The organism is Amycolatopsis silviterrae (assembly GCF_042684085.1).
GTDB classification, from domain to species: domain Bacteria; phylum Actinomycetota; class Actinomycetes; order Mycobacteriales; family Pseudonocardiaceae; genus Amycolatopsis; species Amycolatopsis silviterrae.
The window spans coordinates 826,016-851,783 of the sequence record NZ_JBHUKS010000004.1; the positions used below are offsets into that span (position 1 = coordinate 826,016).

General features: G+C 68.9%; 30 protein-coding genes and 1 tRNA gene. 11 read left to right on the plus strand and 20 right to left on the minus strand.

Going from position 1 to position 25,768, the window contains the following annotated elements; genetic code table 11:
- Positions 1-72: 72 nt before the first annotated feature.
- Positions 73-1,014, minus strand: coding sequence for an Ldh family oxidoreductase (locus tag ACFSVL_RS07695; protein WP_378301760.1), 942 nt, complete (start codon positions 1,012-1,014; stop codon positions 73-75).
- A 92-nt stretch (positions 1,015-1,106) separates the two neighbouring features.
- Between ACFSVL_RS07695 and ACFSVL_RS07700 the strand changes: the two genes are divergently transcribed.
- Positions 1,107-1,388, plus strand: a complete 282-nt coding sequence (locus tag ACFSVL_RS07700; protein WP_378301762.1) for a DUF2277 domain-containing protein — start codon at positions 1,107-1,109, stop codon at positions 1,386-1,388.
- 8 nt (positions 1,389-1,396) lie between these two features.
- On the opposite strand, the gene ACFSVL_RS07705 is transcribed toward ACFSVL_RS07700, so the two are convergent.
- The 3 genes from ACFSVL_RS07705 to ACFSVL_RS07715 form a co-directional block, all read right to left on the minus strand.
- A complete protein-coding gene (locus tag ACFSVL_RS07705) occupies positions 1,397-1,609 on the minus strand; it encodes a KTSC domain-containing protein (RefSeq protein WP_378301764.1) in 213 nt (70 codons plus the stop codon).
- Between the two features lie 121 nt (positions 1,610-1,730).
- Positions 1,731-1,815, minus strand: a tRNA-Ser gene (locus tag ACFSVL_RS07710).
- Positions 1,779-2,309, minus strand: a complete 531-nt coding sequence (locus tag ACFSVL_RS07715) for a MarR family winged helix-turn-helix transcriptional regulator (RefSeq protein WP_378301766.1) — start codon at positions 2,307-2,309, stop codon at positions 1,779-1,781. Before ACFSVL_RS07715 ends, ACFSVL_RS07710 begins: the two co-directional genes overlap by 37 nt.
- Positions 2,310-2,823: 514 nt before the next feature.
- Here ACFSVL_RS07715 and ypfJ point away from each other — a divergent pair.
- Positions 2,824-3,756: a KPN_02809 family neutral zinc metallopeptidase gene (ypfJ, locus tag ACFSVL_RS07720; protein ID WP_378301768.1), complete on the plus strand. Its 933-nt coding sequence runs from the start codon at positions 2,824-2,826 to the stop codon at positions 3,754-3,756.
- 20 nt (positions 3,757-3,776) lie between these two features.
- Complete coding sequence (locus ACFSVL_RS07725; RefSeq protein ID WP_378301770.1) at positions 3,777-4,754, plus strand: NAD(P)H-quinone oxidoreductase; 978 nt, start codon at positions 3,777-3,779, stop codon at positions 4,752-4,754.
- Positions 4,755-4,757: 3 nt separating this feature from the next.
- Here ACFSVL_RS07725 and ACFSVL_RS07730 read toward each other — a convergent pair whose 3' ends face one another.
- Positions 4,758-5,957 (minus strand): cysteine desulfurase-like protein, encoded by a 1,200-nt coding sequence (locus tag ACFSVL_RS07730; protein WP_378301772.1) that lies wholly within the window; start codon positions 5,955-5,957, stop codon positions 4,758-4,760.
- 103 nt (positions 5,958-6,060) lie between these two features.
- Between ACFSVL_RS07730 and ACFSVL_RS07735 the strand changes: the two genes are divergently transcribed.
- Entirely contained in the window at positions 6,061-6,642 is a 582-nt protein-coding gene (locus ACFSVL_RS07735) for a bacterial proteasome activator family protein (RefSeq protein ID WP_378301774.1), read from the plus strand.
- A 73-nt stretch (positions 6,643-6,715) separates the two neighbouring features.
- On the opposite strand, the gene ACFSVL_RS07740 is transcribed toward ACFSVL_RS07735, so the two are convergent.
- From ACFSVL_RS07740 to ACFSVL_RS07755, 4 genes are all read right to left on the minus strand, one after another.
- Positions 6,716-7,243 carry an SMI1/KNR4 family protein gene (locus ACFSVL_RS07740; RefSeq protein WP_378301776.1) on the minus strand — a complete coding sequence of 176 codons (528 nt, stop codon included), beginning with the start codon at positions 7,241-7,243 and terminating at the stop codon, positions 6,716-6,718.
- A gap of 123 nt (positions 7,244-7,366) precedes the next feature.
- On the minus strand, positions 7,367-8,512 hold the full coding sequence (locus ACFSVL_RS07745; protein WP_378301778.1) for an epoxide hydrolase family protein: 1,146 nt from the start codon (positions 8,510-8,512) through the stop codon (positions 7,367-7,369).
- 43 nt (positions 8,513-8,555) lie between these two features.
- Positions 8,556-9,521 carry a spore coat protein gene (locus tag ACFSVL_RS07750; RefSeq protein WP_378301779.1) on the minus strand — a complete coding sequence of 322 codons (966 nt, stop codon included), beginning with the start codon at positions 9,519-9,521 and terminating at the stop codon, positions 8,556-8,558.
- Positions 9,518-10,255 (minus strand): cytidylyltransferase domain-containing protein, encoded by a 738-nt coding sequence (locus tag ACFSVL_RS07755; RefSeq protein WP_378301781.1) that lies wholly within the window; start codon positions 10,253-10,255, stop codon positions 9,518-9,520. The genes ACFSVL_RS07750 and ACFSVL_RS07755 overlap by 4 nt, the downstream gene beginning before the upstream one ends.
- Positions 10,256-10,318: 63 nt before the next feature.
- On the opposite strand from ACFSVL_RS07755, the gene pseB reads away from it, so the two are divergent.
- On the plus strand, positions 10,319-11,302 hold the full coding sequence (gene pseB, locus ACFSVL_RS07760; protein WP_378301783.1) for a UDP-N-acetylglucosamine 4,6-dehydratase (inverting): 984 nt from the start codon (positions 10,319-10,321) through the stop codon (positions 11,300-11,302).
- Positions 11,295-12,431 carry a DegT/DnrJ/EryC1/StrS family aminotransferase gene (locus ACFSVL_RS07765; RefSeq protein WP_378301785.1) on the plus strand — a complete coding sequence of 379 codons (1,137 nt, stop codon included), beginning with the start codon at positions 11,295-11,297 and terminating at the stop codon, positions 12,429-12,431. Before pseB ends, ACFSVL_RS07765 begins: the two co-directional genes overlap by 8 nt.
- A gap of 22 nt (positions 12,432-12,453) precedes the next feature.
- On the opposite strand, the gene ACFSVL_RS07770 is transcribed toward ACFSVL_RS07765, so the two are convergent.
- The 5 genes from ACFSVL_RS07770 to ACFSVL_RS07790 are packed head-to-tail and all read right to left on the minus strand — an operon-like array spanning position 12,454 to position 15,578.
- A complete protein-coding gene (locus ACFSVL_RS07770; protein WP_378301787.1) occupies positions 12,454-12,885 on the minus strand; it encodes a DUF4345 domain-containing protein in 432 nt (143 codons plus the stop codon).
- A gap of 10 nt (positions 12,886-12,895) precedes the next feature.
- Positions 12,896-13,948, minus strand: coding sequence for a pseudaminic acid synthase (gene pseI, locus ACFSVL_RS07775; RefSeq protein WP_378301789.1), 1,053 nt, complete (start codon positions 13,946-13,948; stop codon positions 12,896-12,898).
- On the minus strand, positions 13,938-14,471 hold the full coding sequence (locus ACFSVL_RS07780; protein WP_378301790.1) for a GNAT family N-acetyltransferase: 534 nt from the start codon (positions 14,469-14,471) through the stop codon (positions 13,938-13,940). The genes pseI and ACFSVL_RS07780 overlap by 11 nt, the downstream gene beginning before the upstream one ends.
- On the minus strand, positions 14,468-14,914 hold the full coding sequence (locus ACFSVL_RS07785; protein ID WP_378301792.1) for a hypothetical protein: 447 nt from the start codon (positions 14,912-14,914) through the stop codon (positions 14,468-14,470). The genes ACFSVL_RS07780 and ACFSVL_RS07785 overlap by 4 nt, the downstream gene beginning before the upstream one ends.
- A 34-nt stretch (positions 14,915-14,948) precedes the next feature.
- Positions 14,949-15,578, minus strand: a complete 630-nt coding sequence (locus ACFSVL_RS07790; RefSeq protein WP_378302023.1) for a hypothetical protein — start codon at positions 15,576-15,578, stop codon at positions 14,949-14,951.
- 156 nt (positions 15,579-15,734) lie between these two features.
- Here ACFSVL_RS07790 and wzm point away from each other — a divergent pair, with 156 nt between their 5' ends.
- From wzm to glfT1, 3 genes are read left to right on the plus strand one after another with little or no spacing between them, the layout of a single operon-like run.
- Positions 15,735-16,688, plus strand: coding sequence for a galactan export ABC transporter permease subunit Wzm/RfbD (gene wzm, locus ACFSVL_RS07795; protein ID WP_378301794.1), 954 nt, complete (start codon positions 15,735-15,737; stop codon positions 16,686-16,688).
- Between the two features lie 3 nt (positions 16,689-16,691).
- The gene (gene wzt, locus ACFSVL_RS07800) at positions 16,692-17,507 is read left to right on the plus strand and encodes a galactan export ABC transporter ATP-binding subunit Wzt/RfbE (RefSeq protein WP_344281688.1); all 816 of its coding nucleotides are present in this window, start codon (positions 16,692-16,694) and stop codon (positions 17,505-17,507) included.
- Complete coding sequence (gene glfT1 / locus ACFSVL_RS07805; protein WP_378301796.1) at positions 17,507-18,415, plus strand: galactofuranosyltransferase GlfT1; 909 nt, start codon at positions 17,507-17,509, stop codon at positions 18,413-18,415. Before wzt ends, glfT1 begins: the two co-directional genes overlap by 1 nt.
- Before the next feature lie 52 nt (positions 18,416-18,467).
- Here glfT1 and ACFSVL_RS07810 read toward each other — a convergent pair whose 3' ends face one another.
- The 4 genes from ACFSVL_RS07810 to ACFSVL_RS07825 all read right to left on the minus strand — a co-directional run bounded on the left by ACFSVL_RS07810 (position 18,468) and on the right by ACFSVL_RS07825 (position 21,517).
- Positions 18,468-19,649, minus strand: coding sequence for a hypothetical protein (locus tag ACFSVL_RS07810; protein WP_378301798.1), 1,182 nt, complete (start codon positions 19,647-19,649; stop codon positions 18,468-18,470).
- Positions 19,646-20,065: a hypothetical protein gene (locus ACFSVL_RS07815; protein WP_378301800.1), complete on the minus strand. Its 420-nt coding sequence runs from the start codon at positions 20,063-20,065 to the stop codon at positions 19,646-19,648. Before ACFSVL_RS07815 ends, ACFSVL_RS07810 begins: the two co-directional genes overlap by 4 nt.
- Before the next feature lie 32 nt (positions 20,066-20,097).
- Positions 20,098-20,865, minus strand: a complete 768-nt coding sequence (locus tag ACFSVL_RS07820; protein WP_378301802.1) for an ESX secretion-associated protein EspG — start codon at positions 20,863-20,865, stop codon at positions 20,098-20,100.
- A 61-nt stretch (positions 20,866-20,926) separates the two neighbouring features.
- Complete coding sequence (locus tag ACFSVL_RS07825; RefSeq protein WP_378301804.1) at positions 20,927-21,517, minus strand: TetR/AcrR family transcriptional regulator; 591 nt, start codon at positions 21,515-21,517, stop codon at positions 20,927-20,929.
- A 108-nt stretch (positions 21,518-21,625) separates the two neighbouring features.
- Between ACFSVL_RS07825 and ACFSVL_RS07830 the strand changes: the two genes are divergently transcribed.
- Both ACFSVL_RS07830 and ACFSVL_RS07835 read left to right on the plus strand, forming a co-directional pair.
- Positions 21,626-22,465, plus strand: coding sequence for an NAD(P)H-binding protein (locus tag ACFSVL_RS07830; RefSeq protein WP_378301806.1), 840 nt, complete (start codon positions 21,626-21,628; stop codon positions 22,463-22,465).
- 78 nt (positions 22,466-22,543) lie between these two features.
- Entirely contained in the window at positions 22,544-22,786 is a 243-nt protein-coding gene (locus ACFSVL_RS07835) for a hypothetical protein (RefSeq protein ID WP_378302025.1), read from the plus strand.
- Here ACFSVL_RS07835 and ACFSVL_RS07840 read toward each other — a convergent pair.
- Both ACFSVL_RS07840 and ACFSVL_RS07845 read right to left on the minus strand, forming a co-directional pair.
- Positions 22,783-23,781 (minus strand): acyl-CoA dehydrogenase family protein, encoded by a 999-nt coding sequence (locus ACFSVL_RS07840; RefSeq protein WP_378301808.1) that lies wholly within the window; start codon positions 23,779-23,781, stop codon positions 22,783-22,785. The genes ACFSVL_RS07835 and ACFSVL_RS07840 overlap by 4 nt on opposite strands.
- A gap of 76 nt (positions 23,782-23,857) precedes the next feature.
- On the minus strand, positions 23,858-25,765 hold the full coding sequence (locus ACFSVL_RS07845; RefSeq protein ID WP_378301810.1) for a glycosyltransferase: 1,908 nt from the start codon (positions 25,763-25,765) through the stop codon (positions 23,858-23,860).
- Between the last annotated feature and the right edge of the window lie 3 nt (positions 25,766-25,768).

Genomic DNA, 25,768 nt, shown 5'->3' on the forward strand with positions numbered 1-25,768 from the left:
ATCGGGCTTCGGGGTGCCCCACGCCAACACCCCGGCGCAATGTCGCCGCCAGGCGACGAGCCCCCAGCCCCCTCACCCCACCGTCGTCAACGGCTTCCTCCCCAACTTCAACGCCAGCGAATCCAACTGCCGCCGCACCGCAGCCTGCAACGGCACCCCCAACGCCCGGCACTGCTCGAGATACTGCGCCTCCCGCCACCCGGGATACCGGATCGGCGCACCCCCCTCCCACCCGAGCATGCTCCCGAACACCGCACTAGCCGCCCGATAAAACCCATCCGCACTACGCAACGTCGTAGGCGCGATCGCCAGCACCAGCAACCCGGTGTCATGCTCATGATCAGCAACCCCGGACAACACCCCGGCCAGCACATCCACCATCAACGCGAACCCGGCGAACTGCGGATTCCGCGCCGTATCAGCGAGATCGACGTCGAGCACGAACTCCGGATACGCCCCCGCCGGCGCCGCCATCCCCAGTGGATGCACCGGCTGATCGGCGTACCCGCCAGCGGCCATCACCACCCCGATCATCCCGTGCGGCAACGCCCGCGCCGCATGGTGTCCGACGCGGCCGAACGGCCCCACCCCGCGCACCGACAGCAGCCCGACGCCGAACCTCCCGGCCCGCTGCACCGCCCGGTCCATCGCATCACCGACCGCCCACAACCCGGACGCATGCCGGTAATCGACCAGCGCCGCGGCACCGCGGTCCGCGATCAGCAACGGTTGCGCACCGGGGCTGACGAAGCCGTTTTCTATCGCGGGCAGATGCACCCGCGTCAATTCCGCGACCCCGGTTTCGGGCGCGCCGGTGAGATCGCCGTGGCACAGCGCTTCCGCGGCCGGACGCGCGCGGTCTTCGGGAAAGCCTTGTGCCATCAGGACAACGGAAACGAGCGTGACCAGTTCGTCGGCGGGAACGCGGTGCCAGGCCTGCTCGGGAATCGGGGTGTCGGCGGGAACTTCCGTAATGGGACGGCTGGAGCGAAGGGCACGCGGTCTGAGGGGCACTTCATCAAGGTTGCCGGGCGATCTCGGACCCCGTCAACGAGGTTGGCCCTAGAGTGTGATGCGGTCAGCCGAAGAGACGTACCCTGAACGACATGTGCCGAAACATCACGACGCTGCGCGGCCTGCAGCCCGCCGCCACCACGGACGAGATCGAGGCCGCGGCACGCCAGTACGTGCGCAAAGTGACCGGGGTGCAGTCCCTTTCGGACGCGACGCGCGAACCGTTCGAGGCGGCGGTCGCCGAAATCGCCGGAATCACCGCGCGGCTGCTGGAGGAACTCCCGCAGCGCCGCCAGCCGCCGGCGACCGTGCCGCCGCTGCGCCGTCCGGAGGTCCAGGCGCGGATCGCCCAGCGCGAGGCCAAGAAAGCCTGACGCCACAATCATTCCACGGCTTCCCCGGGAAACCGCGGTTTGATCTCGCCGTTGAGGTACCGCCCCAGGCTGTCGGCGGCCATCAGCTCGCGGTGCACCCGCGCGGGCACGAGGTGGTAGCGGTAGACGCTGCCGTTGCGGAACCCGATTTCCAGCACGGACTTCGCGGCGTCGTAGCCGACGTCGCGAATGACGGAAGACTCCACGGGAACCCGGCGCACAGCACGGCCAAGGGTACCCGCGCGACCGCCGGACCGCGGTAGCCGAAGCGAGCCGAAGAAAACGGCCCCGGTCTCCCGCGCGAACACGGAATCCGGGGCCAGGCACCCAACGACGGGCAAGCGGAAGCGGAGGGATTTGAACCCCCGGTAGGTTTCCCTACGGACGCTTTCAAGGCGTCTGCATTCGGCCGCTCTGCCACGCTTCCTTCTGGGTCAGGGTATCGCGCCGTCCTTCCACGTCGTCCAGGTGTTCGAGGACGCGGGTGAACGCCGTGGCCACCGCGGCCTGCTCGGCGGGCGTCAGCAGGTCGATCAGGTGCTCGCGGGCGCCGCGCACGTGCGTCGGCGCGGCTTCGTCCAGTACGCGCTGGCCAGCGTCGGTCAGCGCGGTGAGCACGCCGCGCTTGTCCTCCGGGTCCGGGCGGCGCGCGACCAGCCCGGCGGACTCCAGCTTGCCGATCTGGTGCGAAAGCCTGCTCTTCGTCGAGCCGAGTTGCGCCGCCAGCTCCGTCATCCGGGTGCACCGGTCCGGGGCCAGGTTCAGGCACACCAGCACCTCGTAGTCGGCCAGCGAGATGCCGTGGGCTTCGGTCAGCTCCCGGTGCAGGCGCTGGCGCAGCCGGAGCGACGCGACGATGTACGCCCGCCAGGCGTGCTGTTCGGCCGGATCCAGCCAGCGCACGTCCTGGTCATCGCTCATGCCGGAAGCGTAGAAGGCCGGTTTCGCACGGCCCGGTACGACCCGCCGTGAAAATTTTCGGCCGAACTTCCCCCAATGGAGGGTTACGAAAAGGTTGAGACTCGGCGCGAAGAAGCGCATCCTCGGTGGCAGCGGAGGGACGACGAGGATCCCGGAGCGCGCCGGAAGGCACGCCGGTCCGGTCTCCCCCCGGGAAGGGCCAGGTGGTGGCATGGCAGGTAGTACCCGCGGTTGACCGCCCGCTGTGTCCCCGCGACCGGCACGGCCCCGTTCCGGTTCGGTCGCGATTGCGAACAGCACGAGCACCCCGTGCGCTCGGCATCGGCTACGCGCACCCGGCGTCGTTCTGGCACTGCTTCACTTCGCGGCCTCGGCACCGTGAAGGCACTGCCGGACGCCAGCCCGGCCGGTGGCCAACCGCTGTCAACGAAACCTCGGTAGTACCTGGGTGCGGCCCCCAGCGCAGGGGCCGCACCCAGCCTCGTCTCCGGCTTTGCGGCTACCCTTTCTTCCCGTGCGATTCGACGACAACGCGGATCTGGATACCTCCGAAGTCCAGGACCTGCGCGGCAGCGGCGGAGGCGGCGGGATCGGCGGCCGTGTGGCCATCGGCGGCGGTGGGCTCGGCATCGTCGGCCTGGTCATCTACTTCCTGTTTTCCCAGTTCGGCGGCGTCCCCAGCACCGGAACCTCGCCCGCGGCGGGCGGGATCGGGCTCGGCGACGTCCAGTCCGGGCAGCAGCTCGACGCGGGCACGCTCGCGAAGAAGTGCCGCACCGGAGCCGACGCGAACCGCGACCACGACTGCGCGATCGTCGCGGTCGTCAACTCCGTCCAGGACTACTGGACCCAGGAGTTCTCCCGTTCCGGCCAGACCTACCGCAGCGCGACCACTCGCTTCTTCACCGGCGGCGTGCGCACCGGCTGCGGCAACGCGACGTCGGACACCGGGCCGTTCTACTGCCCGGCCGACTCGCACGTGTACATCGACCTGTCGTTCTTCAACGAGCTGAAGACCCGCTTCGGCGCGAAGGGCGGGCTGTTCACCGAGGCGTACGTGCTGGCCCACGAGTACGGCCACCACGTGCAGAACCTCACCGGCACGTCCAAGCGCGGCACCGGCTCCGGCCCGACGTCCGGTTCGGTCCGGCTGGAACTGCAGGCCGACTGCTACGCCGGGGTCTGGGCCAACCACGCCAGCACCACCCCGACCAGCTCCGGGAAACCGCTGGTCCAGGACGTCACACAGGACGACATCTCGCGCGCGCTGGACACCGCGGCCCGGATCGGCGACGACTACATCCAGAAGAACCTCGGCAACGGCCACGTCGACCAGTCGAGCTTCTCGCACGGCACCTCGGCGCAGCGCGAGAAGTGGTTCACCACCGGCTACCGCACCGGCCAGCCCGCGAGCTGCAACACCTTCAGCACCAACGATCTCGGCTGACCCGGGATACAGTCGGGCGCATGCACGCGATCACGATCCGCGAACCCGGTGCCCCTGACGTGCTCGAATGGACCGAGGTCCCCGATCCGGAACCCGGTCCCGGCGAGGTGCTGCTGGACGTCACGGCCAGCGCGGTCAACCGCGCCGACCTGCTGCAGCGCCAGGGCAACTACCCGCCGCCGCCCGGGGCGAGCGACATCCTCGGGCTGGAATGCTCGGGCACGATCGCCGAACTCGGCGAGGGCGTCGAGGGCTGGCAGGTCGGCGACGAGGTGTGCGCGCTGCTCGCCGGCGGCGGGTACGCCGAGCGCGTCGCGGTCCCGGCCGGGCAGCTGCTGCCGGTGCCCGCCGAGATCGAGACGATGTCCGCGGCCGGGCTGCCCGAGGTGGCCTGCACGGTGTGGGCGAACGTCGTGATGCACGCCGGTCTCGACGAAGGCCAGGTGCTGCTGGTGCACGGCGGTGCGGGCGGCATCGGCACGCACGCGATCCAGGTGGGCAAGGCGCTCGGCGCGACCGTCGCGGTCACCGCCGGTTCGCCCGAGCGGCTCGAACGCTGCAGCCAGCTCGGCGCCGACCTCACGATCAACTACAAGGAACAGGATTTCGTCGAGGTGCTGCGTGCCGAGACGAAGGGCGCCGACGTCATCCTCGACAACATGGGCGCGAAGTACCTCGACCGCAACGTCGACGCACTCGCCGCCGACGGCCGCCTGGTCATCATCGGCATGCAGGGCGGGATCAAGGGCGAGCTGAACATCGGCAAGCTGCTCGGCAAACGCGCGAGCGTGTACGCGGCCGGGCTGCGGTCCCGTCCGCTCGAGCAGAAAGCGGCGATCGTCGCGGATGTCCGGAACCGGCTGTGGCCGCTGGTGGAACAGGGTTCGGTGCAGCCGATCGTCGGCGATGTGGTGCCGATGGCCGAGGCCGCGTCCGCGCACCGGATGCTCGAAGAGGGCAGCATCTTCGGGAAGGTCCTGCTCGCCGCGAAGTCCTGACGGTCAGCGCAGTTCTTCCAGCACCCGCACCAGCTGGTTGATCTCGAAAACGTTGGAGTAGTGCGCCAGCCCGATCCGCACCGCTCCGCCGACCTCGCCGACGCCCAGCGACGCGAACACGCCGCTGGTGCCGTCGTCGGCGAACGCGCACAAGCCTTGCGACGCCAGGTACTCGGCGACCTGGGACGCTTTCGCGCCGGCCACCGCGAAGGCGAGCGCGGGGATCCGGCGCATCGCGTCGCCGATCACCATGATGTGCCGCAGCGAGCGCAGTTCCGTGGACAGCTGCGCGAGCAGGCCCGCGTGGTACGACTTGGCCGAGCCGAGCGACGTCACCAGGCGTTCGCGGCGGGAGCCGGTCGCGGCGTCGTCCAGGCCGGCGAGGTAGTCGATCGAAGCGACGACGCCGGCCAGAAGCGGGTAGGCGTGCGGGCCGAGTTCAAGCCGCGCGGGACCGGTCGCGGTCGGGTCGAGCGACACCGACGAGATGCGCTCCAGCAGCTCCGGGTCGCGGAACACCAGCGCGCCGACCGCCGGTCCACCCCACGAGGGCGCAGAGACGACCATGACGTCGGCACCGAGTTCTTGCAGGTCAAGCGGCACGAACGGGGCCGCGTAGGTCGCGTCGACCACGACGAGCGCCCCGACGCGCTTGGCGAACTCGATCACCGTCGGCACGTCCGGCCGGGTCCCGACGGACCCGGACGCCAGCGTCACCGACACCGCTTTCGTCCGCGCGGACACGAGGTTCTCGTACTGCCACGCGGGCAGTTCGCAGGTCTCGATGTCGATCTCGCTCCAGCGCACGACCGCGCCGACGCGCTTCGCGGCACGCCGCCACGGCGCGATGTTGGCCTCTTCGTCGAGCCGGGAGACGACGACCTCGTCGCCGATCGTCCAGCGTTCGGCGAGTGCGTCGACGAGCCTGCGCAGCAGCACCGGCGCGCTCGGACCGAGCACGACGGAGGCCGGGTCCGCCCCGACCAGATCAGCCACGGCCCGGCGGGCCGCGGTGACGATGCTTTCCGCCCGCTGGGAGGCCGGAAAGGCTCCGCCCGGCCCGGACACCGGGGCCCGCATCGCCGTCGAAACGGCCGAAGCGACCTGTTCGGGCACGAGCATTCCGGCGGCGCCGTCGAAGTGAATCCAGCCGTCGCCAAGCGCGGGGAACAGCCCACGGATACGAGCGACGTCGAACGCCATGGTGACACCGTACGGACGTGCGGTTTCGCGGTTGCCGCGGGGTTGGGCAGAACTGCCCGAACGGCCGCTAGGCTCGGGTCAGGACCGCCAGTCAGCGACGGGGATGGAGCACATGAGCGAGCCGAACTTCGGGGGAACGGGCGCGACCGGGGACGGAACGGACGCGCCGCACGTGGTCGTCGTCGGACCGGACGGAGTCCCGGTCGGCACCGCACAGGTCGCCCCCGACGGCGAGGAGAACGAGTCCGTCGGGGACCTGGTCGAGGAACCGGCCAAGGTGATGCGCATCGGAACGATGATCAAGCAGCTGCTGGAGGAGGTCCGCGCCGCGCCGCTGGACGACGCCAGCCGCAACCGCGTCCGGGAGATCCACCAGACGTCGGTGCGGGAGCTGGAGCAGGCCCTCGCACCGGAACTGCAGGAGGAGCTGGAGCGGCTCGTGCGGCCGTTCACCGACGACCAGACGCCGTCGGACGCCGAACTGCGGATCGCGCAGGCCCAGCTGGTCGGCTGGCTGGAGGGGCTGTTCCACGGCATCCAGACCGCGCTGTTCGCGCAGCAGATGGCCGCGCGGGTGCAGTTGGAGCAGATGCGCCGCGGGCTGCCCGCGGGGTCGTCTGGTTCCGGCGGGCAGCCTGGTGAGGGGCACGGGCACGGGATTACCGGGACTGGGCAGTACCTCTAGCGCCTGCTGTGGCCCGCCACCGGAGCGTCTTCGGTGGCGGGCCATCAGCGCCTGCTCCCAGGCACTCCTCTAGTCAGTACTGTTCGTACCTTCGTGCGGCTTCGCCGAGGTCTGAGTAAAGACCCGGATGTGTAAAAGCCGCGGAGAGGATGTCCACGAGGAAGTCTTCGATACTTCCTTCATAGACACCCCAGTCTGGCCCTGTGTTCTCTAAGAAGAAGACCTTTCCGTCTGACTCAGTCGAACTGACCGCATTCCAGAAATACGAGTGATCGTCATCCACCGCCCACGGAATGAGCCCAGGAAACTCCGGGTGGAACCTGTGCGGATAGTAGTCCGGAAGCACCTGTCTGCCGTCCAGGAAGCCAGTATTCGTAATCTCCAGCCGGTCCTTGAACATCCCCAGGGAGTCGGCGCTCTGGATCGGCGAGACGAAGTAGATGCACTCGCCGAAGGCGCCGGTCGGAAAGGTAGCGGCCACGGCTTTGAAGTCTTCCGGAAAAGAAAACCCCATCGCCGCCTCTGCCTCGGCCCAGGACAGCTCACCGGCCACGTTTCCCGGCCAGTTCAGGAATTCAGCCAGCCTGCTGGCAGCTTGCACGCCGACCACTCCTTCCCAGCCGGTTCGAGATAGTCATCTGGCGCGAAAAGCCCTTGCCATCCATTGCCGCATCCTCTCCTCTCAACAGCACTGGACGGCTTCCTTCGCGCAACAGAACCGCCACTAGCTCTTCGCGCAGAAGAACTCCCGCAGGTCCCCGATCAGCAGATCGGGCTCCTCAAGCGCCGGAAAGTGCCCGCCGCGCGGGAATTCCGTCCACCGCACGATCCGGTCGGTACGCTCGGCCAGTTTCCTGAGCGGAAGGCCGATGTCGTCCGGGAACACCGCGACCGCCGTCGGCACCGTCGACGACGGCAACGGCGCGCCCCACTGGACGTCCTGGTCGGCGTAGATCCGCGCGGACGACGCGGCGGTGCGGGTGAACCAGTAGATGGAGACGTTGGCGAGCAGATCGTCGCGGTCGATGAGGTCGTGATCAGTGTTCGAAAAGGCACGGAACTTCTCGGCGATCCAGGCCAGCTGACCGGCCGGGGAGTCGGTAAGGCCGTACGCAAGCGTTTGCGGTTTGGTGGACTGGATCATCGCGTAGCCGACGCCAGTGCGCTGGAAGGCCCGTGACTTCGCCAGCGACCGCTGTCCCTTCGCCAGCTCAGGCCCGGTGAGCCCGGCGAGGTCGGCCTCGTCGCGCACCACCGCGGACGGCAGCATCGTCACGTGCGCTCCGATGATCCGGTCGGGGAACTGGACGCCGAGTTCGCGCGAGATCAGCGCGCCCCAGTCGCCGCCGTGCGTGCCGAACCTCTCGTACCCGAGCCGGGTCATCAACTCCGCCCAAGCCCGCGCCGTCCGCGCCGGGCCCCAGCCGCGGTCGGGTGTCGGCCCGGAAAAGGCGAACCCGGGCACGGACGGAACGACCACGTGGAACGCGACGGCCGGGTCGCCGCCGTATGCCCTGGGGTCGGCGAGCGGGCCGATCAGGTCGAGAAATTCGACGATCGAGCCCGGCCAGCCGTGCGTGAGCAGCAGCGGGATGGCGTCCGGTTCGGGAGACTTGAGGTGCAGGAAGTGGACGTTGGCGCCGTCGATGGTGGTGGTGAACTGCGGGAAGCCGTTGATGCGTTCTTCCTGCGCCCGCCAGTCGAACGCGAGCCGCCAGTAGTCGACGAGGTCCTGGACTTCGGTCACCGGAATGCCCAGCTCCCATACCGGGTCTTCGAACGGGTCCGGCCAGCGGGTGTCGGCGAGGCGGCGGTTGAGGTCGTCGAGGTCGGACTGCGGGATGCGGATCCGGAACGGGGTCTCGGTCATGCCAAGGAGGCTAGGCAGGATTGCGGACTGTCCCAGTCCTCGATCAAACCCCGGCTAGGACGTCCAGCACCCGGTCCACTCCCCGACCGTCCACAGCGGACCGTCCGCGCTCCGAAAGCCGCGACCGCAGCGACGCGTCCGACAGCAGCTGCCGCAACGTCTCCGTCGCCTCCGGCAACCGCTCGGCCAACGTCTCCGCTAGTCCCAAGCCGCACGCCAGTCCCCGCTCCAACGCCGCCCGGTATCCGGTCGCCTGGTTATCCACCAGCTGCACCGCGGCGGTCGGCACGCCGAGGCAGCACAGCTCCAGGAACGTCACCCCGGAAGCGCTGATCGCGACGTCAGTCCCGGCGAGCAGGTCGAGCAATCCGGCATGCGGCGCGGCTACCCGGATCACCTGGCCATCCACCGTGGACGGCAACGTCGGCGTGCCACGGACCAAAGCGTCTGCCGCGAACGGCAAACCCGTGTCGGCAAGCGCTTGGAGCAATAGCGAAACCGTCGAAGCCCACTCGGCACCGCCGCCCAGAACCACCGTCACCTGCAACGGCGACGACGTGCTCCGGCGAGCACGCGCGCGCAGCACGACGTCCCGAAGCGGCGTGTACTCCACACCTCGCAGCAGCAAGCCCGATCCGTCGTCGGGACGCGGGCCCGGCGCGAAGCCCGAGTCCACCACCACGTCCGCCGGACGACGGCCGAACACATCGTCCTCAATGGACACCAGACGAGCGCCGGCGGAGTTCACCTCGGCCCGGATGTCGCCGATGCCGTAGTGGTCCACAAGTACCGCGTCGAAGCCGGGAACCAAGTCAGGCAAGGGAGAAACCGGCAAACGCGGCACCGACAGCTCGTCGAATCGGGCGGCCAGCCACTCCGCGTTGGTCGTGGAGCCGGCGAAGTGCACGTCCCAGCCTCGGGCGACCGCGCGCTCGGCGTAGGCGACCACGCGGGAGATGTGCCCGGCCCCGATGGTCGGCGAAGAGTCCGCCCGGAGCAGCAGCTTCACCGGCCGACCTTCTTCTGCTCGACGTGCGCGTTCAACGCCACCAGATCCGGCCGCGACCGCAGCAGCGACACCACCGAACGCCACGAGCCCGGTGCGTCGCCCAGTTCGGCCACGAGAGCCGAGATCAGCTCCCAGTCCTCTGCTGTGTCCAAAGTGACCCGCAGGTCGTCGGCCGGCGGGCTGACCACGACGCCGGTGCACGAGTACCGGTCGGGCTGCCGGTAAATCGCCGACGTCACGTGCTCGCGATCCGCTCCGGTCGCGGTCGCCACCTGCTCGGCCAGCACCGGCGCGCGCACCAGCTCCGCGTCAAAGCCTCGTGGCAGCGTGCGGACGAGTGTGGTCGAGACGTAGTCCAGCGACGGTTCGGCCCGCCACACCGCGACCAGCCGGCCGATCAGGGCTGGATCGAGCAGCGGACAGTCCGCCGTGAGACGGATCACTGCGTCCGCCGGATGCTCCGAAAGCGCGAGCCCGAAGCGAGCCACGACGTCGTCCAGCGGCCCCCGCACGACGCGCGCGCCGCAGCGCTCCGCCTCGGCGGCAACGGCGTCGTCGGACGCCTCCTCCGAGGTCGCGACCACCACCTGGTCAACGCCGGGGGCGGCCGCGGCGGCCCGGACGACCCAGCCGAGCACGCTCCGCCCGGCCAGCGGCCGCAGCACCTTCCCCGGCAGCCGGGTGGACGACGACCGGGCCTGTATCACGGCGTTGACGCCAGGGCCTGCACGCATGGGTGACATGATGGCCTGCGGCGCCCCGCGCCGATCCACGAACCCCGATCGCGGAGGTCATCGATGTCCGAGCTGGATGGTTCCAGCATCCTGCTCACCGGCGGGACCGGCTCATTCGGCAAGGCGTTCATCGCCTACGCGCTGGCCGAGCTGAATCCCAGCCGTCTCGTGGTGCTTTCCCGCGACGAGCTGAAGCAGTACGAAGCCCGGCAGCTGTTCAACGACGACCCGCGGCTGCGCTGGTTCATCGGCGACGTGCGCGACCGCCGCCGTCTCGAACGCGCCATGCACGGCGTCGACTACGTGGTGCACGCCGCCGCGCTCAAGCAGGTCGACACCGGCGAGTACAACCCGTTCGAGTTCGTCCAGACGAACGTCACGGGCTCGCAGAACGTGATCGAAGCGGCGATCGACACCGGCGTGAAGAAGGTCGTCGCGCTGTCGACCGACAAGGCGTCCAGCCCGATCAACCTCTACGGCGCGACGAAGCTGTGCGCGGACCGGATGTTCATCAGCGGCAACCACTACGCGGCCGCGCACCCGACCCGGTTCTCCGTGGTGCGCTACGGCAACGTGATGGGTTCGCGCGGCAGCGTCATCCCGTTCTTCCGCAAGCTCGCCGAGCAGGGCGAATCGCTGCCGATCACGCACAAGGACATGACCCGGTTCTGGATCACGCTGCCCCAGGCCGTGCAGTTCGTGGTGGACTCGTTCGACCAGATGTCCGGCGGCGAGCTGTACGTGCCGAGGATCCCGAGCATGCGGCTGGTCGACCTCGCACAGGCGATCGCCCCCGGCTCTCCGATGCACGAGGTCGGCGTGCGCCCCGGCGAGAAGCTGCACGAGGAGATGATCGCTCCCGACGACGCGCGGCGGACGCTCCGGCTCACCGACCGGTACGTCGTGCAGCCGCACCTGGCCGGCTGGGGCTACGAATCGCCCGCCGCCGGGGAGGAAGTGCCGGAAGGCTTCGCGTACCGCTCGGACAGCAACGACCTCTGGCTCGAAGCTGACGAACTCCGTGAACTGGTCGAGCAATATGCCTGAGTTTCTGCCGTACGGACGCCAGTCCGTCAGCGAAGAGGACATCGAAGCCGTCGTCTCGGTGCTACGCGGCGACTGGCTCACGACTGGTCCCGCAGTCGCGAAGTTCGAGGCTGACCTCGCCGAACACACCGGTGGCACACCTGCCGTGGCCGTCACCTCCGGCACTGCGGCCTTGCACGTCGCGTACGCGGCAGCCGGAATCGGTGCGGGCGACGAGGTCGTGGCTTCGCCGATGACCTTCGTCGCCACCGCGGCGACCGCAGCACTGCACGGGGCAAAGGTGCTGTTCGCCGACGTCGAGCCGGACACCGGCAACCTGTCCGCCGACGCCGCCGCAGCCGCGGTGACTTCTCGCACGAAGGTGATCGCGGCTGTCGACTACGCCGGACACCCAGCCGAACTGGACGCCTTGGCGAAGATCGCGCACGACGCCGACGCTTTGCTGTTGGAAGACGCCGCGCACTCCGTCGGTGGTTCGTGGCAGGGGCGGCCGGTCGGTTCTCTTGCCGATCTGACCACGTTCTCCTTCTTTCCCACTAAAAACCTGACGACCGCCGAGGGTGGCGCGGTCGTTACCGGGTCTTCGGGGTTGCTGGAACGCGCGCAGGCGTTCCGCAACCATGGGCTGGTCCGGGACAAGTCGCGTCAGCGTTATCCGGATGAGGGTGCCTGGCATCAGGAAGTGCACGAGTTCGGGCTGAATTACCGGCTGCCGGATGTCTTGTGTGCGCTGGGAAGCAGCCAGCTCAAGCGGCTCACGGAGTTCAAGCTGCGGCGGGCTGAGATTCACGCGCGGTACAACGCGGCGCTTGCGGATGTTTCGGGTGTCCTGACGCCGCCTCGCCGCGAGGGCGCGGATCCGGTGTGGCACCTGTACCCACTGCGAGTACTGGACGGCCGCCGGCGCGCGCTGTTCGATCACTTGCGGGGGCTGGGGATCGGGGTGCAGGTGAACTACATCCCGGCTTACTGGCATCCGGTGTTCGAGGATCTCGGCTATCGGCGTGGGTTGTGTCCTCATGCGGAGGCTTATTACGAGCAGGAGCTTTCGCTGCCGTTGTTCCCGTCGCTGAGTGACTCCGATGTGGACCGGGTGATCGACGGGGTGCGCGGGTTCTTCGGGGCCTGAGTACGGCTCAGATGCCGACCAGCTAGCTCTGGTCCGGGGCAGCGGCCGACTTTTCCGGGCGCTGCCCCCGAACCACCTTCGCGTGCCACAACAAAACCCCCGGCACCACAGCCAGTTCCAACACCGTCGCCGCCCGAAACACCGGATGCGGCGCCCCAGCCCTCCGTGCCGAAAGAAGTCGCGGCAACCCTCCCGCAGCCGCAGTCCCCAGCACCACCCGAGTAATCCCAGCCCGCTTCTCCGGCCGCAGGATCGACCACCACAGCGCAACCCCGGCCGCCGCCCAGAACGTATTCACGAAGCGGTATTCACTGTCGACACTGGGCGTAGTCGCGGCACCACCGGGAGCACGTTCCGGCCCGCCGAGGATCCCGGTCAGCCCGGAAGCGACCGGGATCGCCCCGAGCACGCCGAGGGTGGCCAGCAACGCCTTGCGGGACTTTTCGCCTGCCATGCGCCCGAGCCTAGATCAAATCCCACGTCAGCGCGGTGCCCTTGGCGGCATCGACCCGGAACGTCCGGCCCAGCACGTTCACGATCTCCGCCGGAGCGAGCCCGCCGGCGGGGCGGATCGAGCGAACGTTCTGTGCGGTAACCGGATCCCCGGCCCGGACGTCCTCCACCACATACAGCGAACGCCGGTGCCGAAGCCCCTCTTTCTCGCTCTCCCGCGGCCCCAGCACCGGCGATCCGAGCGCCTCCCACGCGCGATGGGTCTCCGTGACAAGCGCGGCCAATTCCGCTGGCTCCAGCGAAAATTCCGAGTCCACGCCGCCGTCGCTGCGTGCGAGTGTCACGTGTTTCTCGATCGCCACCGCGCCCAGCGCGACCGCGGCGACCGGTGCGCCGAGACCCGGCGTATGGTCCGACAATCCGACCAGCGTCCCGGTGAGACCGGCCAGCAGCGGCAATCCGCGCAGGTTGCTTTCCGTCGGCGACGCGGGGTAGCTCGCCGTGCAGCCGAGGACGATCAGCTGGTCGTTGCCCGCCGAACGGGCCGTGCGCACGGCCGCGTCGATTTCCGCGACGTTCGCCATCCCGGTGGAAATCACCAGCGGTTTGCCGGTGCGGGCGCACAGTTCGATCAGCGGCAGGTCGACGATCTCCGACGAGGCGATCTTGTACGCCGGCGCGTCCAGTGACTCCAGCAGTTCCACCGCAGTCGGGTCGAACGGGCTGGAGAACACTTCCAGGCCACGCTCGCGGGCGCGGGCGAAGATCGGCTCGTGCCATTCCCAGGGCGTGTGCGCCTTTTCGTACAGTTTGTACAGGTTTTCCCCGCCCCACAGGGAATGTCCGTCGCCGATCCGGAACGCTGGGCTGTCCACGTCGACGGTGATCGTGTCCGGCCGGTAGGTCTGCAGCTTCACCGCGTGCGCGCCCGCCTCGGCGATCGCGTCCACGATGGCCAGCGCGCGGTCCAGGTCGCCGTTGTGGTTGCCGGACATCTCCGCGATCACGAACGGCGGCCGCTCCGGACCCAGGGGGTAGTCGCCAATACGGACTTCAGGAGTCATCAGGCTTGCGCTTCCTTCCTGTGCGGCGGTCGGCGGCCCGCAGCTCCATCCAGACCACCTCGCGGGAAACGCCGTCAACCTCCCGAACATACCGGCGCGTCTCAGCGAAGCCGAACCGCTTGTGGAGCTGCAGGACCTGCCGGTTGTCCGCGAGCGTGGCCCCGCCGAGCACTTCCAGGCCGAGCACGTCGAACGCGTAGTCGACCGCAGCCTGCTCCAGCCGCAGCCAAGCCGGGAGCAGTTCCCGGCCCAGTCCTTCGACATCGAGGTAGAAGTGCCATTCGGCACTCCCGCGCGCGCTCTCTACGTCGCTGAACATCACGACCCCGGCCGGCGTCGTGCCGTACTGGTAGATCAGTAGCTGCCGGATCGGATCCGCCCGCACCGCCGCGAACCAGGCGCGATGTTGACTGAGACCGATCTCGTGAGTGGTAAAGCTCACTCGGCGCACCGTCGGATGATTGCGCCAGCGGAGAATCCGCTCGACGTCGCCTTCGTCCGCTTCGCGCAGTCCCCCGGTCATTCGCCCGCGGACGCGAACTTCGCGTTCTCGAGCCGGCTCAGCCGCTCCTCATACCGGGCCATCCCGGCCAACCGGACGCGGATCTGCGCGTGCTGCCGCTGGATCTCCTCGACCAGCGAACGCGCTTCGAGGGCTTCGGCGTCGTCCGCGCGCGGGGTCAGCGCGAGCTTCTCCCGAAGCGTCTCCAGCTGCTCCTCCTGCGCGGCGACGTGCGGGATCATCCGGTCCAGCTCGCCGCGGATCCAGCGAAGGTCGCCGAGCGCGGTGTCCAGCTTCTCGTCGGTCTCGCCGAGCCGGCGGCGGTGGTCGACCGTGCAGTGCTCAAGTTCGTCGATGCGGGTCTCGAAGTCCTGGATGACGCCCCGCGTCCGCTCGTCGAGGCGATAGTCGACGATCCGGGCGATCCGGGAACCGAACAGGTTTCTGAAGTTCAGGAAGGGCATGGCGGGAGTTCCTTCGACGAGTGCCAGTGGGGCTTCAGCGGAGCAAGGTGGTGGTGCCGGTGCGGGTCCACGACTCCAGCAGCCTGCCCTCGGCGGCGATCTGGTGCTCCGGCCCCACGATGCACGAGTCCCCGGCGGCATGCTCCCACGAGGTCTGCTCCGGGTTGTCGATGAACGAGAACCCGGTCAGCACCAGCTGCGCCTCGGGGAACGAGGTGCGGGCGATCCAGGCCGCGAGCGTACCCGTGGTCGACCAGGTGGGTTCGGTGCGCGTCGGCAGGCCCAGCGCGTCCGACAGCGGCAGCACGACGTCGCGGTTCGAGACCGGGACGTACCCGAGGTCCGAGGGCCACCAGCCGGGCAGCGCCTCCGGCTCCCAGTGCAGGCGGCCGGGCTCGACCAGCAGGTACAGCCGGGAGCGGTAGTCGCGGAACACGTGCCGGGTGGCGCGCACGGCCCGGTTGAAGACGACCGTGTGCACCTTGCGGCCGGTGATGTCCGGTCCGTCCGGTTCGTCGATGACGAACCCGTTCACCCGGATGACCAGGTCACAGTCGTCGACCGCCTTGGCCCGGGCGGGGTCCGGAGCCAGTGGCTGGTTGCCGACCACGGCGACCGAACGCGGGTCCGGCCGGTCCGCGTACGCCGAGAGGAGGTCGACCATCAAGCTCGCCGCACCGAGAGCAGCAGTCATAAGGCAAGAAGCTACCAGCACACCAGGAGCGGCCCGCCTCGTATCGCCCGCGTCCGGACGGCGGCGGACGGCCGGTCGGGCCGGGGCGAGCCGAGGCCGGTGCGTCCCATCGGTACCCTCGTCCACGTGCATGCCACCAGCACGGTTCACGCAGCCGAACCCGATGTCTCGACTCCGGTTCCACCGTCGTCGGACAGCAAGACGTTCGGGCGTGCGATCGACGACATCAAGACCGGTTTCGCCGCCCGCGAGCTTTGGACGCACCTCGGCTGGCAGGACATCAAGCAGCGCTACCGGCGCTCCATCATCGGGCCGTTCTGGATCACCATCAGCCAGGGCGTCATCGCGCTCGGCCTTGGCCTGCTGTACTCGCAGCTGTTCCGGACGCCGATCGAGGTGTTCCTGCCCTACCTCTCCACCGGCTTCATCATCTGGGGCTTCATCCAGGGCTGCCTCACCGAAGGCATGGAGACGTTCATCGCGAACGAGGGCCTGATCAAACAGGTCCCCGCGCCGATCAGCGTGTACGTGCTGCGCACGATCTGGCGGCAGACTCTGCTGCTGGCGCACAACATGATCGTCTACGTCGTGCTGCTGATCATTTTCTTCTCGGCACTCGATTCCCCGTATTCGCTGGGGTCGCCAGACGGCGCGTGTCTGCCCGAAAAGTATTGCCATCCGGGTCTGAGCTGGAACATTTTCCTCGCCATCCCCGGATTCGTGCTGCTCGCGCTCACCGCGGGCTGGGCGGCGCTGCTGCTCGGCATCATTTCGACGCGTTTCCGCGACATCCCGCAGCTGATCAACTCGCTGATCCAGCTGATGTTCTACGGCACCCCGATCGTCTGGCCGGTCGACCAGCTGTTGTCCGGCGGCGCGCGCGACGGTGCGTCGTGGGCACTGCCGATCATCAAGCTCAACCCGCTTTACCACTACATGCAGGTGGTGCGGTCGCCGCTCATCGGACAGGCGGTGAGCTGGACCAGCTGGGTCGTGGTCGGCGGGCTCACCGTGGTCGGATGGGGCCTCGCCCTCGTCGCCATGCGCAATTACCGGTCTCGCGTCTCGTATTGGGTGTGACAGATGGTCAGCATTGACGTCCACAACGCGTACGTGGACTTCCCGATTTTCGACGCGAAGACGCGTTCGATGAAAAAGCGCGTGCTCGGCAAGGTCGGCGGCAAGATCAGCTCCGACCAGAAGGTGCCGATCATCGAGGCGCTGCACGACGTGTCGATCAGCCTCCGTGAGGGCGACCGGGTCGGCCTGGTCGGGCACAACGGCGCGGGCAAGTCCACGCTGCTGCGGCTGCTCGCCGGGATCTACGAGCCGACCCGCGGATCGTCGCGGATCGTCGGCCGGATCGCGCCGGTGTTCGACCTCGGCATCGGCATGGACCCGGAGATCTCCGGCGTCGAGAACATCCTCATCCGCGGCCTGTTCCTCGGCATGAGCGCCAAGGAGATGGAAAAGCGGGTCGACGACATCGCGGAGTTCACCGAACTCGGCGACTACCTGCAGATGCCGCTGCGGACGTACTCCACCGGCATGCGGGTGCGGCTCGCGCTCGGCGTGGTGACCTCGATCGACCCGGAGATCCTGATCCTCGACGAGGGCATCGGCGCGGTGGACGCGGCGTTCCTCAACAAGGCCCGCGACCGGCTCAAGGACCTGGTCAAACGGTCCGGCATCCTGGTGTTCGCGAACCACTCCGACGAGTTCCTCATGGAGCTGTGCGACACCGCGATCTGGATGGACGAGGGCCACGTCAAGAAGCAGGGTTCGCTGCGCGAGGTGCTCACCGAGTACAAGGGCCGCGACCCGTTCGAGAACATGAGCCAGGAAGGTCTCGAGCGCCTCGGCATCGAGCCCGCGACGACGACGAACGGCGGGGAATGATGACCGGCGAGACGCGAGAGCTGCCCGAGGGCGCCGTCGTCGGCGTGGTGGTCACGCGGCACCGGCGCGAGCTGCTCGCGGACTCGCTGAAGATCATCGCCGCCCAGACCCGGCCGGTCGACCACCTGGTGGTGGTCGACAACGGGCCGGACAAGTCCGCCAGGGACGTGGTGGAGGCCTTCCCGCTGCCGTACACGTACCTGCCCTCGCACCGGAACCTCGGCGGCGCGGGCGGTTTCGCGCTCGGCATGCTGCACGCGCTGTCGATGGGCGCGGAATGGGTCTGGCTCGCCGACGACGACGGCCGCCCGGCGGACGAGCACGTGCTCGAAATTCTGCTGGAGGAGGCCGAAAAGCGCGGCCTCGCCGAGATTTCCCCGGTGGTGGCGAACATCGACGCCCCGGCGAAACTCGCGTTCCCGCTGCGCCGCGGTCTCACCTGGAAGCGCTCGTCGGCCGAACTGGGCACGGATTTCCTGCCCGGAATCGCGTCGCTGATGAACGGCGCGCTGTTCCGTTCGTCCACTTTGGACGTCACCGGCGTGCCCGACCTGCGCCTGTTCTTCCGCGGCGACGAGGTGGAACTGCACCGCAGGCTCGTGCGGTCCGGCCTGCCGTTCGGCACGTCGCTGCGCACGACCTACCTGCACCCCGACGGTTCGGACGAGTTCAAGCCGATGCTGGGCGGGAAATTCCACGCGCAGGATCCGGAGAACGAGGTCAAGCGGTATTACACGTATCGCAACCGCGGGTATTTGCTGTCACAGCCGGGAATGCGGAAGATCGGGGCGCTGGAGGTCTTGCGCTTCGGGCTGTATTTCGTGGGCGTGAAGCGGGATCCGAAGGCGTTCATGCAGTGGCTGAAGCTGGTCCGCCAAGGCCGGGCGGAGAAGTTTTACCGGTACTGAACCGGTCAGTCCGTTGTGGACAGTGAGCCACCGTCCACAACGGACCCCCAAGCTATTCCCCGATCACCGGCGGCGCGGAACGGTGCCCGCCGAATTCCTCGTTCTCGTCGATTTCCATCACGAACGCGGGCTGGTCGTTGCCGTCGTCGTACGGGCGGGCGCCGAAGCCCATGCCCGGGCGGGCCGGGGCACCACCCATTCCGCCGGCCGCGACATCTGCCGCGCCCGGGGTCATCGCGCCGTCGCCGGGGCCGAAGCTGCCTCCGCCGCGGCCGACCTTTGACTGGTGTTCCTCGTCGCCGCCGAAACCGCCTCCGGCACCGCCCATCGGCATGCCGCCCATCGGCATCGCGCCCATCCCGGCCGACCCGGCGTTGCCGCCGCTCGGTGCGGCCTGAGCCGCGGGCGGGGCGTAGCCAGCCGCGGTGGTCGCGCCGGAGCTGTCCGGCATCGGCTGGTGCACGGCGCCGGAGAACTGGCTCGGGCCGCTGACCGTCGGAGCGCTCGTCGTCGCACCCCCACCAGCCGCGGCCCCACCGCCATCGGCGGAAGAGCCAGCGGAGGCCACCGCGGGCGTCGGGCTGGCCGGAGGAGCGTCCGCGTGCCCGCCGGGAGCGGCGTCGTGGTGCGGACCGGTCGGCATCGCTACGGCAGCGCCGCCGCCCATCGCGACGCCGAACTTCGGCGGGTGCGCGAACGTCGGCTGCTTCGACCCCGACTCGTGCAGCGAAGCGTCGTACTTCGACATCGTCTCCGCGGCCTGCTCGTGCGCGGAACGGCTGTCCTGCTGCTTCTTCAGCGTCGCATCGATCTCATTGCTCATTTCGAGCGGACTCGCGTGCGACCATTTGTCGAATTCCTCGGACCAGTCGAACGGGACCGCGTCCGGCATCGAATGCTTCGCCACCTGCGCGGCGGACGCCTGCTCCTCGATGATCTGCGCGGCCAGCTTCGCGTTCTGGCCATTCGCCTCGGCCCATTCGGCGAGGCTTACGAAATAGGCCTGCGCGCCGGCCGCCGCCTCGCCGCTCCACGCGTTCGCGGCCTTCTTGACGGCCTCACCCAGCTGCGTCGTGAACTCCTCGAACGCCTTCTGCACCTCGGTGTACGCGTGCGACACCGAGGACACCTGCTCCACGTCGAGGTTCGTCTCGACGTACGACTTCAGCTGCTGATGCTGGTGCCCGAGGTAATCGGCGTCCGACGGCGCGAGCCCCGGCTGCGGCGTGCTCATTCGGTGCCCTTCACGGTGCGGTGGGAGTCGATGGCCTGGTTCTCGTTCTCGGTGTAGACGCCGCCGGCCCGCGCGAGGGCCTCGTCGGCCTCCTTCAGGATCCGGCCGAACTGGTCCAGCACGTCGAGGGCGGCCCCAGGCGCGTCGGCACCGCTCTTGCGGTCGTGCTCGGCCACCGTGTGCCCGTACGGGTGGCTGCCGAGCTTCGGCGCGGACGTCAGCGCCTGCGTCTGCGGCTTGAGCCGTTCGAGGCGCGTGACCATGTCGGTGAGCGCCTTGCGCAGGTCACCGAGTGCGTCGCCGTCGATGCTGAACCCGCCGGCCTTCGCGGTGCCGGCCAGCTTGTGCGTTTCGGCCGCGGCTTCGGCGATGCCCTTGGCGTTCAGCCCGCCGGCCGCCAGCGGATCAGTGCTCATGCGCCGGAGTTTACCGACGCGAGCCGCTCCGGTCAGGCGTTTGCCGAATAGCCTTCAAGCTGGGTGAACAGTTGTTGGGCCAGACGGGCATTATCGGCCGGCGCGTAGGTGAGCCAGCGGTTGCCGTCGTTCGAATCGCGGGTGCTGAGCAGGTAGCGGCCGAGTTCGGTGTCGAACCAGGCGAGCGACGGCAGCGCCCGCTCGTGGCCGTTGCCGTCGCGGACGTACGGCGTGAACTGGCCGACCGCCAGCCGCGGCTTCTCGAAGATCCGCTGGACGGCCCGGAGCTGCGGATTGTGCGTGCGCGGTCCGCTGACCCCGGCGAACGGGTCGTACGCGTCGCCCCGGACCGGCTGTTTCGACGGCCGCGCGACGGTCACCGACTGCCCCGGTGCGGCGGGCGTGAGCGGCAGCAGGTCGACGATCGCCGGGATGATGCCGGTCGGCCGGACCTCCTCGAAGGTGAACATCCCGTCCCGCTGGCACACGAGCACCGCGAACTGGCCGTTCGACGCCACCCGCGCGAACAGCTGCTCATCGCCGAGCTTCGCCGCCGCGGACACCGCGATCCCGCCCTGGACGAACGTGGCGAGCGCGATCTGGACGTCGTCGTCGACGGTCCCGCGCCGCAGCAAGCCGCGTCCGTCGAGGTCGCGCAGCACGGCGTCGCGCACCGCGCGGCGTTCCTCGCCGGTGATGCCGATGTGCTGCACGACGAACGGCACCGGCGCGCGGCCGAGCCCGAGTTCGGCCAGCAGGAGATCCACCGCTGCCGGTGACAGCGTGAACGAATACGGCACGACCCACCCCTAAATCCGGTCTCTCCCCGGCGAAACCGTAGTCCACTCCGCACGGTCGCGGCTATCGGCGCCGAGCCTGTGTCGTCGGTCCTTGGATTCCGTCCAGGAAGTAGGCGGTGCGGCGATCGTAGGCATCCCGGGGAGGCAGTTCGCCGTGCTTGAGGGCGAGGGCGGTGTCGACAACGAATGCGTGAAGGTCACCCGCCGTGAACTCCGGCCGCACCGCACCGCGGGCGCGCGCCGCCGCGACGAATTCCTCATTGGCCTGACCCCCGACCCGGCAGATCTCCATGAGCAGCGGCGAGTTCGGGTAGGTCTGCAGCAGGACGTCGTTGACGGCGGGCTGGCGGTATTGGAGGTCGCGCAGCGCGGTGAGGTAGCGGGCGATCCGCTCGCCGACGTCCTCGATGGCCCGAGTGCGGTCGATGACCGCGAACAGCTCCGTGGCGACGACCTCCTCGATGACCGCCTCGATCAGGCCGATCCGGCCGCCGAACCGGTTGAAGATCGTGGCCTTGCTGACCCCTGCCGCCTTGGCGACCTCCTCCAGCGGGACCGTCAGGCCCCGCCCCTGGAAGGCACCGATCGCCGCGGTTCGGATCTGCTCGGAATTGCGCCTGGCATCGGCACGCAGCCGGGATTCCGCGGGCACCGCGCTCCTCCGTCCCTCGGCATAAGTTGACTCGCTTGGTCAGCTTACCTACAGTCGACGGTGAAAGAAGTTGACCCATGTAGTCAACTTAGGTCGAGAGAGGAAGAAATGATCGTTGTCACCGGTGCTACCGGCGGGCTGGGCAGTGCCACCGTCGAGCACCTCCTCAAGCGCGTACCCGCCGACCAGATCGGCGTCAGCGTCCGCGACACCGCCAAGGCGCAGCACTTCGCCGACCGTGGCGTCCGCGTACGACAGGGCTCCTACGAGGACCCGGGCGACGCTTTCGCCGGCGCCGAGCAGGTCCTGCTGATCTCCGGCAATGACCCGGCCGCGGACCTGGTCAGCCTGCACGGACGCGCCATCGAAGCAGCCGTCGCGGCCGGTGCCCGGCGCATCGTCTACACGAGCCAGCACGGCGCTGCCCCCGATAACCCGTACCTGCCGTCGGGCCTCCACCTCGCCACCGAGGCGATCCTCGGCGACTCCGGAGTTGCCTGGACCGCACTGCGCAACGGTGCCTACGGCCCGCTCGACCAGGTGCTCGGCCCGTGGCAGCAGACCGGCGAGATCGCGCAGCCGGAGGACGGCCCCGTGCCGTACACCGACCGTGCGGACATCGCCGAGGCCACTGCGGCCCTGCTCGCCGGTGACCGCTCCGTAGACGGCCCCGTCACCCTCGCCGCTCCGACCGCCGTCACCTTCGGCGATTTCGCCGAGATCGCTTCCGGCCTCACCGGGCGCACCATCAAGCGCGTCGTCCTGGACGACGAATCATGGGTCGCCGCACAGGTCGCGAACAGTGCCCCAGAGCAGGCGACCCATTTCATGCTCACCTGGTACCAGGCCACCCGAGCCGGTTATTTCGCCGAATCGGGTCCACTGCTGGCCGAGCTTCTCGGTCGCGAACCGCGCACCGTCGCGGACCGGCTCGCCGAGACCATCTAGCCCGCTTCCGCTGTGAGCGGATCCGCTGTCGGCGAACCGCTCTTGCCGCCGATGATCAGCCGCTGCTGCCATGGAGCCATGGCAGATCCCAAACCAGCACTGATCCTGCACCTTTCGGCAGGCGGAGAGCCGCTGATCTTCCCGCTGACCGCCGACAGTTCCGAGGCAGTGCAAGACAAACTCCCCGACCTCCTGAAGCACGGCGGCGTTCACTCGCTGGAAACCCGGGACGGCAACACTGTTTCGGTGAATTTCGTCCACGTGGCGGCGGCCTATGTGGACGATTTGAGCCGGAAGGGCAAATTCGGCCTTTCGGTTTAACGCCGGGCGAGAGCGAGCAGTCCGGCGCGGATTTCCGGTCTGCTCGCGGCCACGAGCAGGAACGTCGCCTCGCGCACCAGCCGTCCGGCGTGCGCCCCGGCCAGCACCGCCCGGCTGCCGGTCGCCACCGCGACCGCGCCCGCCGAGCGATACACCAGGTCGGCACCGGCGGCGCGAGCGGCCGGGAGTGTGGCCGGATCGGCGAGACCAGCGTTGAGGCGGCGTCGGATTTCGTCCTGTTCGGACCGAAGCGAGGCAGCCGTTTCCGCCTCGCCGGCCGCCTCCAGCAAACCGGCGCAGCGCTCAGCGAGACCCAGCGGCGCGCATCCGTTGAGCCGCGCCGCGAACGTATTGCCCGCCACGAATTTGTCGTAGCCGACCTGAGCGAAAACCGATTCGTCCGGAATGAAGTGGTTGTCGAGTTTCAGCCGCACGGTGGCGGTGCCCTGTGCGGCCATGAGCGTGAGCGGCTCGGCGACCAGGCTGTGCCCGACGATCGGCGACACCAGGGCGTTGACGATCGTGTCCCCGTCGCGGCCGGAAAGCTGCAGCAGGTCGATCGCGTCCCAGCCGCTCACGAACGGCGCTTCGCCGTCGAACCGGAAACCGCCGTCGACGCGCTCTGCCCGCACGCGCGGCGGCGTCGGGATCACGCCCGCGTACGCGACGCCCGCGCGCAGCCGCCCGCTGATCAGATCCGGCAGATACCGCTCCCGCAGGTCCGCGCGATCCGTCGCGGCCAGCCCGGCAACGAGACCGTGATGCTGCAACCACGTGAACGCGGTGCTCAGGCACCCGCCCGCCAGCGCTTCGATCACCCCGACCAGCTGGTCCAGGTCAGCGCCGGAATCGGGCGCGGCGAGACCGTAGAACCCTTCCTCGGCGAGCGCGTCGAAATGCGACCGGGGCACCACGCCTAGCCGGTCGACCTCGGCGGCCGAGGGAAACAACAGGTCATCGGCGAGCGCACGAGCACGGGCAACCAGATCGGCCATGAAACCAAGCTACCTAAAAAGACAAAAAGGGCGTCCCGCCGAACGCGAGACGCCCTTCCTGCTCTAGTTCATGCAATCACAGCTCGTACAGCCGCTTCCAGTTGTCGCGCGAGGTGAGTTCCGGCATCGCGCGCTTGTACTGCTCCTGCACGCCCGCGCCTTCCTTGCGCAGCCGGTTGATCACCTTCGCGCCGCGCTTGGCCAGATCGAACATCTTGACCTTGTCGTAGGTGCGCACGCGCACGCCTTCCTGCGACGCGTCGGTGACCACGGCGGTGTCGAACAGCGCGATGTGCCACCAGTGCGCCTCGTCGACCGGCACCGCGCCCAGCCCGAACCGGCTGCGGCCGAGCACCTTGTCGAGGATGCGCTTGATCAGCACGAGCCGCTGCATGCTCGGCCGCGGCGCGCTGTTGATGATGCCGATGTCGTTGGACGCGATGCCCGGCACGTCAGTGGCCTTGTGCCGCTTGGTCTCCGGGTACGCGTCGCGGATCCGGCGGATCTCCTTCATCGCCTCGACGCCGCCGTCGCGCAGGACCTCCGGGCCCTCCAGGAAGTCCTCGACCGCCTTGATCAGCGTCGCGGACAGGCCGTACTGCATGCCGAGCAGGTAGCGCACCAGCTGCGCCATCAGCACCCGGGAGAGCAGGTTCAGGTTGAACGGCGAGTGCAGCGCGGCGGTGATGATCGAGTTGCGCAGGTTGAAGTACCGGTGCCACTCGTCCCAGTCCTTCCAGTGGAAGTCCGCGTGCCACACGCCGGCGCCCGGCAGGGTCACCGTGGGGAAGCCGTATTCGCGGGCCCGGTAGGAGTACTCCGCGTCGTCCCACTGGAAGAAGAACGGCAGCGGGTAGCCGATGGCCTTGACGACCTCGTACGGGATCAGGCACGACCACCAGCCGTTGTACCCGGCGTCGAGGCGGCGTTCCTGACGGTTCGGGTTGCCGTCCTCGTCCACGCCGAGCAGGTCCGCGGTGGACAGCGAGTGCTGCACCGGCTGTCCGGGCTCCAGCGTGTTCAGCCGGGCGTACTCGGCGCCGACGTGCAGCTGGTTCGGGTGCAGCAGGTTGAGCATCTGGCCGCCGACGATGATCGGGTTGGCCGAACGGTTGGAGAACGCCGTCACGCGCACGACGAGGTCCGGCTCGAGCAGCACGTCGTCGTCCATGAACAGCACGTTCGCGTGCTCGGTGGCGGTGTGCCCGGCCACCTCGTACAGGCCGCGGGTGAAGCCGCCGGCACCGCCGAGGTTCGGCTGCTTGATGTAGTGCAGCTTCTCGCCGAGGTCCTTCGCGACCTGCTCGAAGCCCTCGCGCGACTCGACCAGGTCGGTGCCCTGGTCGGCGACGTAGATGGCGTCGAGGGTGTCGAGCGAGGACACGTCGGCGGCGAGCGCCTGGAGGTTCTTCAGGCAGTCGTCGGCGCGGTTCATCGTGCAGATGGTGACCGCGGTCGGGCGGATCGTCTCCGGCGCGTCGACGGTCCAGCGGACCTGCTCGACCCGCAGCGTCTGGCCGCCCTCGGTCTCGAGGTCGAGCCACAGCGCGCCGCCGTCGTAGAACTTGTCCAGCTTGCCGGTCAGCTCGACCTTGACGCCCTTCGCGCCGGACACCTGCTGGGCGTCGACCACGCGCGGGTCGCCGAGCATGTCGGACGCGCCGAGCGACAGCAGCCCGTCCCCGGTGGCGACCGCTTCCAGCTTGACCTCGGTCGCGGTGGTCCAGCGCTGCCAGTAGCTCGCCGGGAAGCGGCCGAAGTAAGTGTTGCCGGTGACCTTCGCCGACGGCTCGAGCGTCACGCTGCCGCGTTCCCGCTGCGCGTTGCCCTGCTCGACCTCGGCGTACATGTCCTTGCTGACGATCGGAGCCGGCCCGGCGTACAGCCCGCGCTGGGCCGTGAGCCTGCCTTCGGGGGCGTGTTCGGCGAACCGCGTCTCGCCTGCGGGGGCCGCCTCCGCGACCGGGGCTGCTTTACCGGGCATCGA